Origin of the sequence: Micromonospora sp. NBC_00330, from assembly GCF_036136635.1 — a bacterium.
GTDB classification, from domain to species: Bacteria; Actinomycetota; Actinomycetes; order Mycobacteriales; family Micromonosporaceae; genus Micromonospora; species Micromonospora salmantinae.
Genome location: NZ_CP108012.1, coordinates 6,333,265 through 6,348,888, shown reverse-complemented (window position 1 = coordinate 6,348,888; position 15,624 = coordinate 6,333,265). Strand labels below are relative to the sequence as shown.

General features: G+C 72.6%; 17 protein-coding genes. 5 read left to right on the top strand and 12 right to left on the bottom strand.

The genetic code is table 11. The features are described from left to right. Window positions 1–6: 6 nt before the first annotated feature. From OG598_RS28925 to OG598_RS28910, 4 genes are all read right to left on the bottom strand, one after another. Window positions 7–489 carry an SRPBCC family protein gene (locus OG598_RS28925; RefSeq protein WP_328651892.1) on the bottom strand — a complete coding sequence of 161 codons (483 nt, stop codon included), beginning with the start codon at window positions 487–489 and terminating at the stop codon, window positions 7–9. Between the two features lie 144 nt (window positions 490–633). After that, window positions 634–843, bottom strand: coding sequence for a DUF397 domain-containing protein (locus OG598_RS28920; RefSeq protein WP_030327888.1), 210 nt, complete (start codon window positions 841–843; stop codon window positions 634–636). 246 nt (window positions 844–1,089) lie between these two features. Continuing rightward, on the bottom strand, window positions 1,090–2,286 hold the full coding sequence (gene fahA, locus OG598_RS28915; RefSeq protein WP_328651891.1) for a fumarylacetoacetase: 1,197 nt from the start codon (window positions 2,284–2,286) through the stop codon (window positions 1,090–1,092). Next, a complete protein-coding gene (locus OG598_RS28910; protein WP_328651890.1) occupies window positions 2,283–3,155 on the bottom strand; it encodes a hypothetical protein in 873 nt (290 codons plus the stop codon). The genes fahA and OG598_RS28910 overlap by 4 nt, the downstream gene beginning before the upstream one ends. A 94-nt stretch (window positions 3,156–3,249) precedes the next feature. Between OG598_RS28910 and OG598_RS28905 the strand changes: the two genes are divergently transcribed. Continuing rightward, window positions 3,250–4,416 carry a homogentisate 1,2-dioxygenase gene (locus tag OG598_RS28905; protein ID WP_238687000.1) on the top strand — a complete coding sequence of 389 codons (1,167 nt, stop codon included), beginning with the start codon at window positions 3,250–3,252 and terminating at the stop codon, window positions 4,414–4,416. A 140-nt stretch (window positions 4,417–4,556) separates the two neighbouring features. Here OG598_RS28905 and OG598_RS28900 read toward each other — a convergent pair whose 3' ends face one another. Genes OG598_RS28900 through OG598_RS28885 form a run of 4 tightly spaced genes read right to left on the bottom strand, consistent with a single transcriptional unit; the run spans window position 4,557 to window position 7,332 of the window. Next, window positions 4,557–5,585 (bottom strand): tetratricopeptide repeat protein, encoded by a 1,029-nt coding sequence (locus OG598_RS28900; protein WP_328651889.1) that lies wholly within the window; start codon window positions 5,583–5,585, stop codon window positions 4,557–4,559. Between the two features lie 10 nt (window positions 5,586–5,595). Beyond that, the gene (gene ispF, locus OG598_RS28895) at window positions 5,596–6,081 is read right to left on the bottom strand and encodes a 2-C-methyl-D-erythritol 2,4-cyclodiphosphate synthase (protein ID WP_196924679.1); all 486 of its coding nucleotides are present in this window, start codon (window positions 6,079–6,081) and stop codon (window positions 5,596–5,598) included. Window positions 6,082–6,094: 13 nt separating this feature from the next. Continuing rightward, entirely contained in the window at window positions 6,095–6,790 is a 696-nt protein-coding gene (gene ispD / locus OG598_RS28890; RefSeq protein ID WP_328651888.1) for a 2-C-methyl-D-erythritol 4-phosphate cytidylyltransferase, read from the bottom strand. A 56-nt stretch (window positions 6,791–6,846) separates the two neighbouring features. Further along, window positions 6,847–7,332: a CarD family transcriptional regulator gene (locus OG598_RS28885; protein WP_007073334.1), complete on the bottom strand. Its 486-nt coding sequence runs from the start codon at window positions 7,330–7,332 to the stop codon at window positions 6,847–6,849. Between the two features lie 329 nt (window positions 7,333–7,661). On the opposite strand from OG598_RS28885, the gene OG598_RS28880 reads away from it, so the two are divergent. Then, window positions 7,662–8,354, top strand: a complete 693-nt coding sequence (locus tag OG598_RS28880) for a hypothetical protein (protein ID WP_328651887.1) — start codon at window positions 7,662–7,664, stop codon at window positions 8,352–8,354. Between the two features lie 9 nt (window positions 8,355–8,363). On the opposite strand, the gene OG598_RS28875 is transcribed toward OG598_RS28880, so the two are convergent. The 4 genes from OG598_RS28875 to OG598_RS28860 form a co-directional block, all read right to left on the bottom strand. Continuing rightward, window positions 8,364–9,011, bottom strand: a complete 648-nt coding sequence (locus OG598_RS28875; protein ID WP_328651886.1) for a hypothetical protein — start codon at window positions 9,009–9,011, stop codon at window positions 8,364–8,366. A gap of 24 nt (window positions 9,012–9,035) precedes the next feature. Further along, window positions 9,036–10,094 carry a type III polyketide synthase gene (locus tag OG598_RS28870; protein WP_442931399.1) on the bottom strand — a complete coding sequence of 353 codons (1,059 nt, stop codon included), beginning with the start codon at window positions 10,092–10,094 and terminating at the stop codon, window positions 9,036–9,038. Between the two features lie 85 nt (window positions 10,095–10,179). Beyond that, window positions 10,180–11,346: an acyl-CoA dehydrogenase family protein gene (locus OG598_RS28865; protein WP_328651884.1), complete on the bottom strand. Its 1,167-nt coding sequence runs from the start codon at window positions 11,344–11,346 to the stop codon at window positions 10,180–10,182. A 39-nt stretch (window positions 11,347–11,385) separates the two neighbouring features. After that, a complete protein-coding gene (locus OG598_RS28860) occupies window positions 11,386–12,159 on the bottom strand; it encodes a class I SAM-dependent methyltransferase (protein WP_328651883.1) in 774 nt (257 codons plus the stop codon). Between the two features lie 46 nt (window positions 12,160–12,205). Between OG598_RS28860 and OG598_RS28855 the strand changes: the two genes are divergently transcribed. The 3 genes from OG598_RS28855 (at window position 12,206) to radA (ending at window position 15,508) form a co-directional block, all read left to right on the top strand. Beyond that, window positions 12,206–13,045 (top strand): UbiA family prenyltransferase, encoded by an 840-nt coding sequence (locus OG598_RS28855; RefSeq protein WP_372471359.1) that lies wholly within the window; start codon window positions 12,206–12,208, stop codon window positions 13,043–13,045. A 140-nt stretch (window positions 13,046–13,185) separates the two neighbouring features. Continuing rightward, the gene (locus OG598_RS28850; protein WP_328651882.1) at window positions 13,186–13,965 is read left to right on the top strand and encodes a hypothetical protein; all 780 of its coding nucleotides are present in this window, start codon (window positions 13,186–13,188) and stop codon (window positions 13,963–13,965) included. Between the two features lie 85 nt (window positions 13,966–14,050). After that, the gene (radA, locus tag OG598_RS28845) at window positions 14,051–15,508 is read left to right on the top strand and encodes a DNA repair protein RadA (protein WP_328651881.1); all 1,458 of its coding nucleotides are present in this window, start codon (window positions 14,051–14,053) and stop codon (window positions 15,506–15,508) included. Window positions 15,509–15,624 lie beyond the last annotated feature (116 nt).

Here is a 15,624-nt window from a genome sequence, read left to right as displayed (position 1 = left end):
TGGTGCTCAGGCGGCTTCGACGGAGCCGGTGGCACCGGCCGCGACGGCGAGGTCGGCGAGATCGCGCCAGAGCGCCGCCTCGACGGCCCGCGCGGCCAGGCCGCCGAGCAGCAGTGCCACCACCCGGCCGTACGGAGCGGTCGGCACCGCCTCGTGGGTGACGGTGACCGCCGTGCAACCCCGACGGCGGCGGCGGACCGGCCGCAGGCTCCAGGTGATGCGGTAGTCGGCGCCGGTGCCGGAGGAGCAGAGCACCAGACGATGCGGTGCGAGCGCCTCGACCACCAGGAACTCTTCGGTCAGCGTGCCGCCGCCCGGCTGGACCCGTTCCTCGCGCCAGGAGGTGCCCGGCCCGAACGAACCAGGGGTGAGCACCTCGATCGGGCCGGCTGCGGTCAACCGGGCCGCACGGCCGGGCAGGTCGGTCAGCAGACGCCAGACGTCGACAGCTTGCGCCTCGATGATCCCGGTAATCGCCACCGTCGACATGCCACCCTCCCGTGTCCCCGACGGTACGCGGAGTGAGGGCCGGACGGGGCCCCCGGAGCGGAATTTCCACCACCCGGGGGCCACGCTGTCCGATTGGGCGGTCGCTTCGGCACCGGTCGTCGTCGACCGGCGCCGAAGCGCCGGTCAGCGCTCGAAGCGACCGGCCCGAATCGCGCCGATGAACGCTGTCCACCCCGGCGGGCTGACCGCGAGTGTGGGACCGGCCTGGTCCTTGGAGTCGCGGACTCCGACCAGACCATGGACGTCGACAAGGTTGTCCGCCACTTCCACGCAGAGCCCCTGGTCGTTTGAGCGGCTACTGGTACGCCAGACCGCGCCCGCAAGATCGTGCATCGTCGTTACCTCCGTGTGCGTCGGGATTGCCCCACCGCTGAGCCGGGCGTGGGCCCGGCCCGTGTGGGACGACTTGATCCGGGGGACCAACGGCGCAGAGAGGGCTCTTGATCGCACCCGCTGTGCGATCAAGAGTCCCGTGGACGAGACGACTCGAAGACCAGATGGTCAGAGCGCTCCGGAGGGGTCGCAGTAATCCGACTCAACGAAGGAAGCCGCTGATGGACCGGGCCCGCAGTCCCGGTTTCAACGGGCCGGGCGAACCGTGCCGGACACCTCACCGAGGGCGATGGTGGTGCCGTCCGGGCCGGGCGCGGTGGCGGTGATGGTCACCGTGTCGCCGTCGTTGAGGAAGGTACGGCTCTCGCCGCCCACAGTGACCGGCTCGGCCCCGCCCCAGGTCAGTTCCAGGAAGGAGCCGACCTGTCCTCGGTCCGGGCCGGAGACGGTGCCGGAGGCGTACAGGTCACCGGTGCGCAGCGAAGCACCGTTGACGGTGAGGTGGGCCAACTGCTGCGCGGGGGTCCAGTACATGGTGGCGAACGGAGGCTCGCTGACCTGGTCGCCGTTCCACTCGACCGCCAGGCGCAGGTCCAGGCCCAGATGCGGGACGTCCCGCAGGTAGTCCACCACCGGCGGGTCCTGGTCGGGGGCCGGCACGAAGGCGTCGGCGAGGGCGTCCAGCGGCGTCACCCAGGCCGAGACCGAGGTGGCGAACGACTTGCCGAGGAACGGGCCGAGCGGCTGATACTCCCAGGCCTGGATGTCCCGGGCCGACCAGTCGTTGACCAGCACCACTCCGAAGACGTGCTCGGCGAAGTCGTCAACGGAAACCCGATCGCCCAACCCGCTGGGCACGCCCACCACGAAGCCCACCTCGGCCTCGATGTCGAGGCGTACCGATGGGCCGGTGATCGGGCCCTCGGCGGAGGCCCGCTGCCCGGTCGGCCGGGTCACCGGCGTGCCGGAGACGACCACCGTGCCGGCCCGCCCGTGGTAGCCGATCGGCAGGTGCTTCCAGTTGGGCAGCAGCGGCGGCTGGCCGGGGCGGAAGATCTGCCCGACGTTCGACGCGTGGTGCTCGGAGGAGTAGAAGTCGACGTAGTCGGCCACCTCGATGGGGAGCAGCAGCTCCACCTCGTCGAGGGGCACCAGCAGCGGCTCCACAGCGTCCCGGTGCGCCGGGTCGGTCAGCAGCTCGGTGATCCGCTGCCGTACGGCCGTCCACTGCGGACGGCCCAGGGCCATGAAGTCGTTGAGCACGGGCCGGCACAGCGCGCCGGCGGCCAGCACCAGCTCGGCCGTCTCGGCCGCCGCGAGGTCGAAAACCCAGGACCCGATCCGTACGCCGATCCGCGACGGACCCCCGTTTCGCCGGAACACCCCGTACGGCAGGTTCGTCACCCCGTACGGCGAACCGTCGGCGCCGGTCACCCAGGTCATGCGTCGTAGCCCCCGTTCACCAGCCCAAGCCGGATCAGATCGGTCAGTGGTTCCAGGATGCTGCACGAGCCGAAGCCCACCCACAGGGGGCGAGGCCCGTCCAGCCGCGCAGTCGTGCGCTCCACCAGGGGGCGCGGGTCGACAACTGTCAGCAGCTCGGCGACGGAGCGCACACCGTCACCGTCGGCGGCGGCGGCCAGTGTCGCGGCCAGCACGTTGGCGTAACCGTGGTGGGTGAACCCGGTCTCCGGGTCCAGGTGTCGGATCGCCTCGTGCAGCCCGGCGGTGAGCTTGAACGGCAGGCCCCGGTCCCGGCAGGCGCAGATCACGGTGGCCAGCTCGGTCGGGGTGGGGAAGAGTTCGGCGGCCAGGCCGCCGGTACGGAACTTGGCAGCGATCGGCACCCCGTCGGCCCGCGCGGCGACGAGCGCGTCCAGTGCGCCCATCAGCCCGAAGGTCAGCGGCAGTTCGGCGTAGACGGTTTCCACACCCGGTAGCACGTCGGTCAGCCGCAGCAGCTCGGCGATGCCGGGCAGCGGGTCCTCGCCGCGCTTGGCGACCGCCACCTCGACCTGACGCGCGGTGACACCGTCGGGGGCGAGGAACGACAGCGCGAACGGCAGGTTCCCGATCCCGGTGTCGCCGATCACGCCGACCACCAGCCCCTCGCCCGGGTCGACGAGACCGCTCAGCTCACCGGCGGCCACGTCCGACGCGGGGATCAGCAGCGGGCCGACCAGCTCCGCGTACCAGGCGGCGCGGTGTTGGCGGTGGGCGGCCAGGGCGTCGTGCAGCGCGGCGCTGCCCGGTGGGAAGACGGCGGCGTCGTCCACCAGGCCGTTCAGGAGTGCTGGCACCTGCGTTGACACGGAACAAGAATGTACGGGACGCTACGAGGAACGGACAACAGCGTCCGATTATCGGACGCCTTCGGCCGGTGAACGGGACATATCGGGAGGCGAGATGCCGTATTACCGCAGCGTCGGCGAGGTGCCGCGCAAGCGCCACACCCAGTTCCGGCAGCCCGACGGCAGCCTCTACGCCGAGGAGCTGATGGGCCAGGAGGGCTTCTCCTCCGACTCGTCCCTGCTCTACCACCGGCACGCCCCCACCGCGATCCTGGCCGCCGACGAGTTCACCCCGCCCGCCTTCACCCGGGCACCGAACCTGCCGCTCAAGCCCCGCCACCTGCGCACCCACAAACTGGGCACCGGCGGTTCCGACCCCATCCTCGGCCGGCAGTACCTGCTCGCCAACGACGACGTACGGATCGGTTACGTCCTCGCCGACCGACCCTCACCGCTGTTCCGCGACGCCACCGGCGACCACTGCCTCTACGTCGAGTCGGGCACCCTGCGGGTCGAGTCACCGTTCGGCGTGCTGGACGCGGTCGCCGGCGACTACGTCGTCATCCCCACCTCGACCATCCACCGGCTGGTGCCCACCGGTGACCAGCCCGTCCGGCTGCTCGCCGTCGAGGCGTCCGGGCACATCGGCCCGCCCAAGCGCTACCTCTCCGTACGCGGTCAGTTCCTCGAGCACTCGCCGTACTGCGAGCGGGACGTCCGCGGCCCCGACGCCCCGCTGCTCGTCGACGGCGAGGAGGTCGAGGTGCTGGTCCGGCACCGGCGCGGCTGGACCCGCTACGTCTACGCCCACCACCCGTTCGACGTGGTCGGCTGGGACGGGCACCTGTACCCGTGGGCGTTCTCCATCCACGACTTCGAGCCGATCACCGGCCGCATCCACCAGCCCCCGCCGGTGCACCAGACCTTCCAGGGGCCCAACTTCGTCATCTGCTCGTTCGTGCCGCGCAAGGTCGACTACCACCCGCAGTCGATTCCGGTGCCGTACAACCACCACAACGTCGACTCCGACGAGATGCTCTTCTACACCGGGGGCAACTACGAGGCGCGACGTGGCTCCGGCATCGAGCAGGGCTCGATCTCCCTGCACCCGTCCGGTTTCACCCACGGCCCCCAGCCGGGTGCCGCCGAGCGTTCCATCGGCGCGGACTACTTCGACGAGCTGGCCGTCATGGTCGACACCTTCCGCCCGCTCGATCTCTGCGACGCCGCCAGTTCCTGCGAAGACGAGGGGTACGCCTGGACGTGGGCGCGTTCTGTGTAGTCGCCCTTTGGGGGTTTCGCCGGAGCCCACCCGCTCTGGGCGGTCAGGCTTGATCCCGACGCGGGCGGGCTCCGGCGAAACCCCTGACCTGGTCGAGCTACGCGACGCTGGTGATCTTCTGGGTTATGCCGGGGGTTGGGTCAGCGGATGGCTGTTCGCGTGAATACCGCGAACTCGGCTACCGCCGTGGTGGCGATGGCCAGCACCAGGGGCCACGGGGAGCCGACCATGGCGTACACCAGCAGCAGCAGCGGCGCGGCGGCCACGGCGTAGACGGCCAGGGCCATCGCCCGATCCGAGTGCAGCAGGGCGGGCAGGACGGTCCGGGTCAGCCCGGGCAACCGGGCCGCGAGCTGCCAGACGATGATCCCGCCGGTGAGCGCGGCAAGCACCGCCAGGACACGGGAGAACCCGTCGCTCGCCGACGCCGCGAACGCGACCAGCACCGCCGCCACCAGCGACCAGCCCGCGCCGTAGAGCACCAGGCGGTGCAGCCCGTACGCGAGGGTTCGTGGCGAGTCGATCCGGCTCGGGCTGACCGTCACCGCCTCGGCGACGTGCTCCAACGCCTCCGACCAGCGGCGCTGCTCCAGCCGCATGACACCCACGTCGTGGCCGGCCTCGCCGATCCGCGGGTCGAGCCGCAGCGCCTCCCGGTAGGCCCGCTCGGCCAGGTCGAACAGGTCCAGGCGGGCGGCGACCAGGCTGAGCACCAGGTGCGCCTGCGGCTCCTCCGGGGCCAGCTCGACACCGCGCCAGGCCGCGTTCAGCGCCGGCTGACCGTTGCGGGCGCCGGCCAGGATCGCCGCCGCGCTCCGCTGGGCGTACGCGTCGGCCGGGCCGAGGGTGAGGATCCGATCGGCGGTGGCCGCCGACTCGCTGTAGCGCTCCAGGTCGGCAAGGGCCATGCCCCTGGCCACCAGCGGCGGCAGGGCCTCCGGTGCGGCGGCCACTGCCGTGTCGGCGGCGGTGAGCGCCTCGGCCGGGCGGTCGGCGGCCAGGTGCACCCGGGCCAGCATGGTGAGCGCGTCGACGTCGTCCGGCTGGAGGGCCAACCCGTAGGCCAACTCCCCGGCCGCCTCGTCGTAGCGGCCGAGTTCGGCGAGGAGTTGGGCCCGCTGGACGTAGCCGTCGGCGGCGGACTGGTCGGGGGCGGGGTCGCTGGACATCGCGGCGAGCTTAGGCGGCCGGCGCGTCGTACACCAGGGCCACAGCGACCCCGGCCAACCCTTCCTCGCGGCCGGCGAAGCCGAGGCCGTCGGTGGTCGCCGCCGAGACGGTGACCGGGGCGCCGACCGCTGCGGAGAGGACCTCCTGCGCCTCCGCGCGGCGCCGGCCGATCTTGGGGCGGTTGCCGATGACCTGCACGGACACGTTGCCGATCTCCAGGCCGGCGGCGCGCACCCGACGGGCCGTCTCGGTCAGCAGAGCCACCCCGGACGCGCCGGCCCACTCCGGCTGGCCCACCCCGAAGGCGGAACCGAGATCACCAAGGCCGGCGGCGGAGAGCAGTGCGTTGCAGGCGGCGTGCGCGGCCACGTCGGCGTCCGAGTGCCCGGCGAGGCCGTCCTGATCGGGCCAGAGCAGCCCGGCCACCCAGCAGGGCCGGCCCGGCTCGAACGCGTGCACGTCGGTGCCGATGGCCACCCGGGGAACGATCATGATCAGAGGGTACGCGTCAACCGGCCGCGGCAAGCAGATGCTCGGCCAGAGCCAGGTCGAACGGTCGGGTGATCTTCAGGGCGTACTCCGAGCCGGGCACGCAGCTCACCGCGACGCCCTGCTTCTCGGCCAGCCCGGCGTCGTCGGTGAGGGGGTCACCGGCGGCGGCGTGGGCGGCGCTGAGCACGGCCCGACGGAAACCCTGCGGGGTCTGCACCGCGCGCAGGGCGGAACGGTCGACGGTGCCGAGCACCACCTCGTCGGCACCGACTTCCTTGATCGTGTCGACGACCGGCAGAACCGGGATCACCGCGTCACGCCCGCCACGCACCGCCGCCGCGACGGATTCGAACAGCTCGGGCGGGGTGAGCGCCCGGGCGGCATCGTGCACCAGGACGATCGTCGGACCGGGGGGCACCGCGGCCAGCGCGGCGGCCACCGACGCCTGCCGTTCGGCACCGCCGGGCACCACGATCACCGGGGCGACCGGGGCCAACAGCTCGCGGACGGCCTGGACCTCGGTGGCCGGCGCGGCCACCACGATGGTGTGCACCGACGGCGCGGCGGCCAGTCGACGCACGGCGTGCACCAACAGCGGCTCACCGGCGAGCAGGCGCAGCGCCTTGGGTCGGCCGGGGCCGAGCCGTACGCCGGCACCCGCCGCAGGCACGAGGACCGCGACGTCACCGCGCGGATTGAGCTGCGCGGTCACGTCGCGGTCCTCGGTGGTTTCTTCACTACGAAGTGGGTACGACGATGCTGTGCGGACTAGGCCTCGGTGAGGACCTTGTCGAGCAGCGTCTCCGCCTCATCCTTGGTGCTCTTCTCGGCCAGCGCGACCTCGCCGACGAGAATGTCGCGGGCCTTGGCGAGCATCCGCTTCTCGCCCGCAGAGAGGCCCCGCTCCCGCTCCCGGCGCCACAGGTCACGCACGACCTCGGCGACCTTCAGCGGGTTGCCGGAAGCCAGCTTTTCCAGATTGGCCTTGTAACGCCGCGACCAGTTGGTCGGCTCCTCGGTGTGCGGAGCCCGCAGAACGTCGAAGACCTTCCCGAGGCCCTCTTCGCCGACCACCTCGCGGACGCCCACGATCTCGGCATTCTCGGCCGGCACCCGGACCGTCAGGTCACCCTGCGCGACCCTCAGGACGAGGTATTGCTTAGGCTCGCCCTTGATGACCCGAGTCTCGATTGCCTCGATGAGTGCGGCCCCGTGGTGGGGGTAAACAACGGTCTCGCCGACACTGAAAACCATAGGTTCGAAACCCCTTTCGCTGTGTCTAGGGTAACACGCTCAGGCACCGATGTCTCACCGATGTCCTGACCGTTGGCGCAGCTCAGGGGCCCTGTGAGAGGTCTTGCTTCAGCTTGACAGGCGGTCAAACCAATGGTTCGAACACGCTCCGTAACGCGGAAATGACTGCCCGGTACGGGTGAACAGAACGTCGAGATCAAGGGCTATGCGCTCCTCCCATGGTAGCCCGGCCAGCAGGACCGCGCCCAGATGTAGCGGGAGGAGCCCCTGGTGCGCGACCCTGGAGAGACGAGCCGCACTCCGCTCTCGAGACGCTTCCAGGGGGTCCGATGGGCAAGCCGGACGCAGAGGGTCACGGGCCAGCCGACGGCCTGCCCGGCCTGCCGCCCGAATGGGGCCGCGTGGTGGTTCCCGACGACGCCTCCGCGCTGGCCGCCGAGGCCGCTCAGATCCGCCGTGAGCTGCGCCGGGCCAGCGGTCTCCCGGGCGGTTACCGGGCCCTCGGCCTGCCACTGCTGGTCCTGCTGGTGGCCGTCCTCACCACGCTGGCCGGTCTGCTGGCGGTCACCTGGCCCCGCACCAACCGCGGCGCCGACCGGCCGACCCCGGCCCCCTACTCGCCGCCCGCGACCCTCACCGGTCGAGCGCTGCCCGCACTGGACCTGGTCGACGCGGACGACGCACCCGTGCCACTGCGCGGCCTGCTACCCGCCATGATCATTCTGTTGGACGGCTGCCCCTGCCCGGACCGGGTCGCCGACGCACTGGCGGCCGCACCCGCCGGCGTCTCGGTGGTCACCGTCACCGGCGGACGGACGGCACCAGCCCGGCCCACCATCGAGCGGCAGGCTCGCGCCCTGGCCGACCCCGCCGGAGGCCTGCGTTCGTTCCTGGGCCAGCCGGCCCGCCGCGGCGCCGCGACCGCCCTGCTGGTCGACCGGGCCGGCATCGTGACCCGGGTGCTGCCCGACCTGGGCACTGTCGACTCCTACCGGAACGACCTGAACGCCCTCGCCACCTGAGTGGCCCTGCTAGCGAGGGGGCAGCGCGACGAGCTGCGCCTGGATGACGATGGGCCGGTCGACGGCCGACAGGGACACCCGGAACGGCCCGCCACCGGCCAGCACCTCGGCATTGGCGACAGTGCCGTCGCAGTCGATGCGCGGCTGACCGTTGATCTTGGCCTCGTCGCTCGTCACCGCCATCGTGCCGGGTCGGGTACACCGGTACTGGAGCAGGTAGCGGGAGCCGTCGTCGCTGGCCTGCCGGGTCACTTCCTGGCCAGGAGGGAGCTCCCGCTCCTCCCGCCAGATCGTCCTTTGGAACGAGGGCAGGTCACCCGAGGGAAAGAGCACAGCGGGATCGCCCTCGATGTCGGTGATCGAGCCCGTCGCCGGGTCGAGCACCACGTGCGAGCCGGTGCGCACCCGGAGGACCTCGCCGGTATTGGGGTCCATCCGCACCGTCATCCGCTCGTCGGGCTCCTCAGCCGCGAGGAGACGTTCCAGTGGCGTGCTGACGCTCGGCCCGACCGATGGCACCGCCGCCGACGGGACACCCGTCCCGGCCGTCGACGCGGGCGCGGCGGAGTGCCACCACCAGCCACCGACGACCAGGACGGCCGCCGCCGCGCCAAACAGGACCACCGAGCGCAGCCGGTCGTCCGAGGTCGCATCCATCCGTCGAGCCTACCGGCCGGAGGTTCAGTCCTGTCGATCCAGCAGGGCGGCGTACAGGGTGAGGCCGGGGCCGAAGGCCAGCATGACGATGCGCCGAGCCGCCGGTGTCGCCCGACCCAACCGGTCCAGGATCAGCAGCACCGTCGGCGACGAGCAGTTGCCGTGCTCGTCCAGCGTCGCCCGGGACGCCGCCAGCCCCTCCGGAGGCAGCGCCAACTCCCGCTCCACCACGTTGAGGATCCGCGGCCCGCCCGGGTGCACCGCCCAACCGTCCACCTCGGAGCTGGTGACGCCGTGCCGGGCCAACAGATCCTCGACCAGCCCCCGGACGTGCCTCGACAGCACCTGCGGCACCTTCGGCGACAACCCCATCCGGAACCCTGCGTCGGTGACGTCCCAGGTCATGTGGTCGGCGGTCGAGGTGTCGGTGACGGCGGTGACCTCGCGCACCGCGTACCCCGAGCCGCCCGGCACGACCACGGCGGCGACCGCGGCGTCCGAGAAGAGCGCGTGGGAGACGATCTGCTGGGTGTCCACCCGGGCGCTGGACGGCTGGATGTGCAGGCTGGTCAGCTCCGCGCAGAGCAGCAGCGCCGGACGCCCGCGGGCGGTGACGAAGTCACTCGCCGCGCCGAGCCCCGGCAACGCCGCGTAACAGCCCATGTGGCCGATGAACATCCGCTGGGTGTCCGCGGCCATGCCCAGGTCCCGGGCGAGCAGGATGTCCAACCCCGGAGTGGCGTACCCGGTGCAGGAGCAGACGATGAACAGCCCGATGTCGCCGGCGCTCAGCCCGGCCGCTGTCAACGCCCGACCCACCGCCTCCTTGCCCAGCGGCAGCGCCTCCACCTGGTAGCGGCGCATCCGGCGCTCGGTCGGCCAGTCCGAGACGTCCTCCAGCAGCGGATTGACCGCTGCCTGCCGCCGGGTCACCCCCGAGTTGGCGAAGATTCGCTGGGCCAACGACCGGGTGGTGCCGGAGAAGTGCCGGGAGAAGAAGCCCTCCCACAACTCGTCCTGCGAAGCGGACGGCGGCTGCGCTGTCCCGAGCCCCGCGATCACTGGTACGAACACGATCCCCACCTCTCGTCAGATGCTGTCCTCCCCCTGGCCGTCCCACCAGCCACCTCGGCTGGTCGTTCCTTCGTGCGAGCCCGGTGCGGCGGGCTCACCAACGCGGTGCCGATCCGTCACGATCCGGGTCGCCGCCCAGCGCGGCGATGCCGAGCCAGTCGGCGCAGACGTCCGACGTGGCCGGGTGCAGCGAGCCGCAGCGGGCGTCGCGGTAGAGCCGCTCCAGCGGATGTCCACGGCGGGTCGCCGAGGTGCCCGCCGCCTCCAGCACCGACGCCGCCACCTCGGCGGCCGTGGTCCCGGCGAGCAGCTTCGCCCGCCACACCCAACGGTTGGTCTCCTCGTCACCGGGCGCCTCGTCCACCCGACGGGCCGCCTCGGCCACCACCAACTGCGCGGCGGCCGTCGCCGCGTCCGCCCGACCCAGCCGGGCCCGCACCGCCGGCAGACCGGACAGGTTGCGGGCGTTGAGGTGCTCGGCCGCCGCGTCGATCGCCGCACGGGCGACCCCCACGTAGACGGCCGCGTAGCTGGCCACCAACCAGTGCGGCATCAGCTGGGCCACCACCAGCGCGAGCCCTTCCACCCCACCGAGCAGCCGGTCGGCGGGCACCGTGACGTCCAGGTGCAGGTCATGGGAGGAGGTGGCGCGCATGCCGAGCGAGTCCCAGGTCGGCTCCACTGTCAGCCCGTCGCCGGCCGGCACCAGAAACTGTGAGACCACCGACTGGTCGGCTGCGCTGCGCGCCGCCACCAGGTAGCCGTCCGCGTGCCCGGCGCCGGAGCAGAAGGTCTTGCTGCCCTTGAGATGCCAGCCCCCGTCGGTCGGCTCGTACGCAGTGGTCAGCTGGGACAGCCGCGCGCCCGCGCCACGCTCGCTCATCGCGACCGCGTACCAGGAGCCCTGCGCCGCCGCGCCGAGCAGCCGGTCGCGAGCGGCCAGCGCCTCGTCGGGCACGCCCAGCGCCTCGGCCAACTCCTCGGTCACCGCGCTCAGCGCGCCGGTCACCGAGGCGTGCATGTTGAACACCAGGGCGGTCGCACCGTTGCCCCGGGCAAGCTCAGTGGCCACCGCGGCGTACTCGGCGAAGGTGGCGCCCAGACCGCCGAGCGCCCGGGGCACCATCAGCCCGAACAGGCCGGCCTCGCGCAGGTCGGCGAAGTCGTCCACGGGGAAGGAACCGTCCCGGTCGTGCTCGGCCGCCCGCGCGGCGAACCGCGGCGCCAACCGGCGTGCTGCCTCAAGCGCGTGCACCGTCATCTCGTCCTCCTCGGCGTTCCATACCCCGCCACGGCCTGACTATCCTTTGCGGACCCCCCGGCCCTGGTAGAGCACGGCGGTGGAGCGGGTCGGCACGATGCGCGGCGCGCGGCCGGTGGGCACCGCACCGGCCGTTCGGCTCGCGCGGGCGCGGCGCATCAGCCAGGCGAGCATGCCGCCGACCTGCGGCCGGATGCCCCGCAGGCTCAGGTCGACACCGTGTCGGCCGCACTCGGCCACCAGCGCGCGGGCGTCCACGAACAACTGTGGGTCGTGAATGCCACGGGGCACCGTCGGAAGCCGCTCGGCGATCCGGACCGCGACCAGCCGGGCCAGCGCCGTGTCGTTGAGGGTGTCCAGCACCAGCACGCCACCGGGGCGCAGCAGCCGACACGCCTCGGCCACCACGCGCGGCCAGGCCGGCACGTGCTCCAGCAGCTCACCCGCCGAGACCACGTCGGCGCAGCCGTCGGGCAGCGGCACCGCCGTGGCATCACCCTGGACCACCCGCACCCCGTGCTCGGCCGCTTGGACGAGCGCCGAGCGGGTCAGATCCACCCCGACGTGGCGGTAGCCCTTGCCGGCCAGGTGTGGCGCGAGCAGGCCGGCGCCGCAACCCAGATCGACAAGCAACGCGCCCGGACGGGTGGCCGGCGGCACCAGCGCGGCACGGGCCTCAGCCAGCCAGTGCAGCATCGCGAACGCGCCATCCGGCCGCCACCACTCACCGGCCAGATCGTCGTACTGACGCGGATCGTTTCGCGGCAGCACCCTCGGACCGGTGGACGCCCCGGCCGCAGCCACGTCTCGCATGGAACCGAGCGTGGCACGACTGCTCGGTAACGACCAGACTTCCCTTATGTCGTCGAGGGTGTTAGGGCTGGTCAGAGCGAGCCATCCGGAACCGGCCGCGGCGGTGACCACGGTGGCCGGTCTGCTGGCCTGGGGAGTGGGCCACCGGCCGGCCGGAATCGTCTCGGTGGTGCTCGCCGTGCTGGCCAGCCAGCTCGCCGTCGGCTGGACCAACGACGCGCTTGACGCCGAGCGGGACGCCACTGTGGGGCGTACCGACAAACCGGTCGCCAGTGGCGCGGTCGGTCGACGCGTCACGGCCTGGGCCGCCGCGGCGGCCGCGGTGGCCTGCCCGCTGCTGGCGCTGACCACGAACCCGGTGGCGGCGTTCTGGCTGACGCTCGCCCTGGTCTCCGCCCTGCTCTACGACTGGCCGCTCAAGGCCACGGCGTTCTCGGTGCTGCCCTACGCCGTGTCGTTCGGCGCGCTGCCCGCCTTCGTGGTGCTGGCACTGCCCGGTCAGCCGGCCCCGCCGGTCTGGCTGGTGACGGCGGCAGCCTGCCTGGGTGCCGGTGCGCACTTCGCCAACGTGCTGCCCGACCTGGCCGACGACGCCCGCACCGGCGTGCGCGGCCTGCCCCACCGGCTGGGTGCCGCCGGCAGCCGGGTGGCCGCGGCGGGTCTCCTCCTCGCGGCGACCGCGACACTGGTCCTCGGACCACCCGGGCCGCCGTCGGCGATCGGCTGGGCGGCGGTCGGCACGGCCGCCGTGGTGCCGCCGCTGAGCTGGTACGCCGGGCGCTCGGCGATCCGGGCCGGCCGGCGGCCGGTGGCGGCCTTCCGGGCGGTGATGCTGGTGGCCCTCATCGACGTGGTTCTGCTGGTGGCGAGCGGTCGGGTGGTGTGAAGGCCACCCGGGCAGGTGGCATTGCCGGGTCCGCGTGCGGGCCTCGATCAGTCCCAACTACCCTGGAGCGCGGTCTGCGCGGGTATGGCCACCGTGCCCGGCGTACGGCCCGGGTGGGGATTGTGACGAGGAGGACCGACGTGACGCGCTCGATCAGGGGATCCCGGCGGGCGGCCCTGTTGCTGTCCGGGATTGCGGCGGCCAGTCTGCTGGCTTCCGGATGCGGCACCGGTCAGATCGCCGAGACCGCGTTGAAGGAGCCGTCGGTCCAGGGCGTCAGCCTCACGACCAGCAACGGTTCCTTCTCGGTCCGAGGCCTGCTCGTGGACTTCCCGGGCACCGAGGGTTACAAGGCCGGCCAGGACGCCGGGCTCGGCGCCGTGATCTACAACGACTCCAAGGAGACGGTGACTGTCACCGTCACCACGGAGAGCGCCCGCGAGGTGGTGATCAGCGGCGGCTCGGCGAGCCCGTCGCCGTCCGCCTCGGAGTCCGCCTCCATGAGCCCGTCGCCGTCCGGTTCGGCCAGCCCGACGAACTCGACGTCCGGTTCGCCGAGCCCGTCGGTGACGCCCTCCGAGACCGGATCGTCCTCGGCCACCCCGTCCGCCCCGGAGTCGGCGCGGGCGTCCGGTTCGGCCAGCCCCTCCGCCCCGGGCCAGCCGGCCCGGATCGAGCTGGCGCCGTTGAGCTACGTCCAGTTCAACTCCGAGTCCACCACGCAGCTCCGGCTGATCGGCCTGACCGAGGCGCTGCGCTCCGGCCAGAACGTCGTCGTGACCTTCGACTTCGGCAACGGCAACACGGTCACCGGGCAGGCGCCGATCGCTGTTCCGCTCACCCCGGCGGCCCCTCCGTCGCCGATCATCGAGCGCGAGGGCGGCTACGAGGGCAACGAGGGCGGCACGACCCACGAGTGACCCGACCCGCACATCGACAAACGCCCCGGCGTGGTGACCACCACGCCGGGGTGTTTTCGTCGTACGCGAGGGCTAGCGTCCTGATGTGACCACCTCCCGATCGACCCCTCCGCGTGGCGGCACGGCCGGTGCCGCCCGCGGTCGGTCCGCCGCCCGCGATCCGCGTCCGGCCTACCAGTGCGACGCCTGCGGGCACCAGCCGCCCAAGTGGGTGGGGCGCTGCCCGGAGTGCGGCGAGTGGGGGGCGGTGGTCGAGCACACGGTGACCGGCCCGACCGTCTCCGGTCGGGTGGTCAGCTCCCGGATGCCGTCCGAGCCGGCCCGACCGATCGCCACCATCAGCGCCGCTCCGGCTCGCGCCGTGCCCACCGGGGTGAGCGAGCTCGACCGGGTGCTCGGCGGCGGCCTGGTCCCGGGTGGCGTGGTGTTGCTCGCCGGCGAGCCCGGCGTGGGCAAGTCGACCCTCCTGCTCGATGTGGCGCAGCAGTGGGCGGTCGGCGCCGGCACCCCCTCGCTGGTGGTCAGCGGCGAAGAATCGGTCAGTCAGGTGCGCCTGCGCGCCGAGCGGATGGGCACGCTGCACGAGCAGCTCTACCTCGCCGCGGAGAGCGACCTCGCCTCGGTGCTCGGTCACCTCGACGCGGTCAAGCCGGGCCTGTTGGTGCTCGACTCGGTGCAGACCATCTCGACCACCGGCACCGAGGGGGTGCCCGGTGGGGTGACCCAGGTCCGCGCGGTGACCGCCGCGCTGGTCTCGGTCGCCAAGGAGCGGGGCATCGCCACAGTGCTGGTCGGGCACGTCACCAAGGACGGTCAGGTGGCCGGGCCTCGGGTGCTGGAGCACCTGGTCGATGTGGTGCTGCACTTCGAGGGCGACAAGCACTCGTCGCTGCGCCTGGTGCGCGGCGTGAAGAACAGGTTCGGCGCGGCCGACGAGGTCGGCTGCTTCGAGATGCACGAGGGCGGCATCAGCAGCCTGGCCGACCCGTCCGGGCTGTTCCTGACCCGCTACGCGGAACCGGTCCCGGGCACCTGCGTGACGGTGGCCATGGAGGGGCGTCGGGCCCTGGTCACCGAGGTGCAGGCGCTGATCGGCGCGACAGTGGCGGGTTCTCCCCGACGCACCGTCTCCGGCCTCGACTCGGCGCGACTGGCGATGGTGCTCGCGGTGCTGCAACGGCGCACCGAGCGGCTGACCCTGCACGACCGGGAGGTCTTCGCCGCCACAGTGGGCGGGATCCGGGTGGTGGAGCCGGCGGCCGACCTGGCGGTGGCTCTGGCGGTCGCCTCCGGCGGGCTCAACCTGGCGATCGCGCCGAACCTGGTGGCGATCGGTGAGGTGGGGCTGACCGGCGAGGTGCGTCGGGTCGGGGCGGTGCCGCGCCGGCTGGCCGAGGCCGCCCGGCTGGGGTTCAAGGTGGCCCTGGTGCCGGCCGGCTGCGGCCCGGCCAGCACCGGCGCGGGCCCCGAGCAGATGCGGGTGACCGAGGTCACCGACGTCCGTTCGGCGTTGCACCATGCGGCCCGCGCGTCCGCCGAGTGACCCACCGTGCCGACGAGGGCGGCGAAACCGGACAGCACGTCGCAAGCGGGAAACGTTGGAAAGGGCGGCATCGTGACACATCACAGTAACCACGACAGCACCCACCGCACGGCAGT

Bases quoted from the DNA above. Each gene is read 5' to 3' on its own strand.
- OG598_RS28865 (WP_328651884.1), bottom strand. From the start codon at position 11,346: ATGACGGTGCACGCGCTTGAGGCAGCACGCCGGTTGGCGCCGCGGTTC.
- OG598_RS28885 (WP_007073334.1), bottom strand. From the start codon at position 7,332: ATGGTTTTCAGTGTCGGCGAGACCGTTGTTTACCCCCACCACGGGGCC.
- OG598_RS28855 (WP_372471359.1), top strand. From the start codon at position 12,206: ATGTCGTCGAGGGTGTTAGGGCTGGTCAGAGCGAGCCATCCGGAACCG.
- OG598_RS28880 (WP_328651887.1), top strand. From the start codon at position 7,662: ATGGGCAAGCCGGACGCAGAGGGTCACGGGCCAGCCGACGGCCTGCCC.
- OG598_RS28900 (WP_328651889.1), bottom strand. From the start codon at position 5,585: ATGTCCAGCGACCCCGCCCCCGACCAGTCCGCCGCCGACGGCTACGTC.
- OG598_RS28860 (WP_328651883.1), bottom strand. From the start codon at position 12,159: ATGCGAGACGTGGCTGCGGCCGGGGCGTCCACCGGTCCGAGGGTGCTG.
- OG598_RS28920 (WP_030327888.1), bottom strand. From the start codon at position 843: ATGCACGATCTTGCGGGCGCGGTCTGGCGTACCAGTAGCCGCTCAAAC.
- OG598_RS28905 (WP_238687000.1), top strand. From the start codon at position 3,250: ATGCCGTATTACCGCAGCGTCGGCGAGGTGCCGCGCAAGCGCCACACC.
- OG598_RS28875 (WP_328651886.1), bottom strand. From the start codon at position 9,011: ATGGATGCGACCTCGGACGACCGGCTGCGCTCGGTGGTCCTGTTTGGC.
- fahA (WP_328651891.1), bottom strand. From the start codon at position 2,286: ATGACCTGGGTGACCGGCGCCGACGGTTCGCCGTACGGGGTGACGAAC.
- OG598_RS28925 (WP_328651892.1), bottom strand. From the start codon at position 489: ATGTCGACGGTGGCGATTACCGGGATCATCGAGGCGCAAGCTGTCGAC.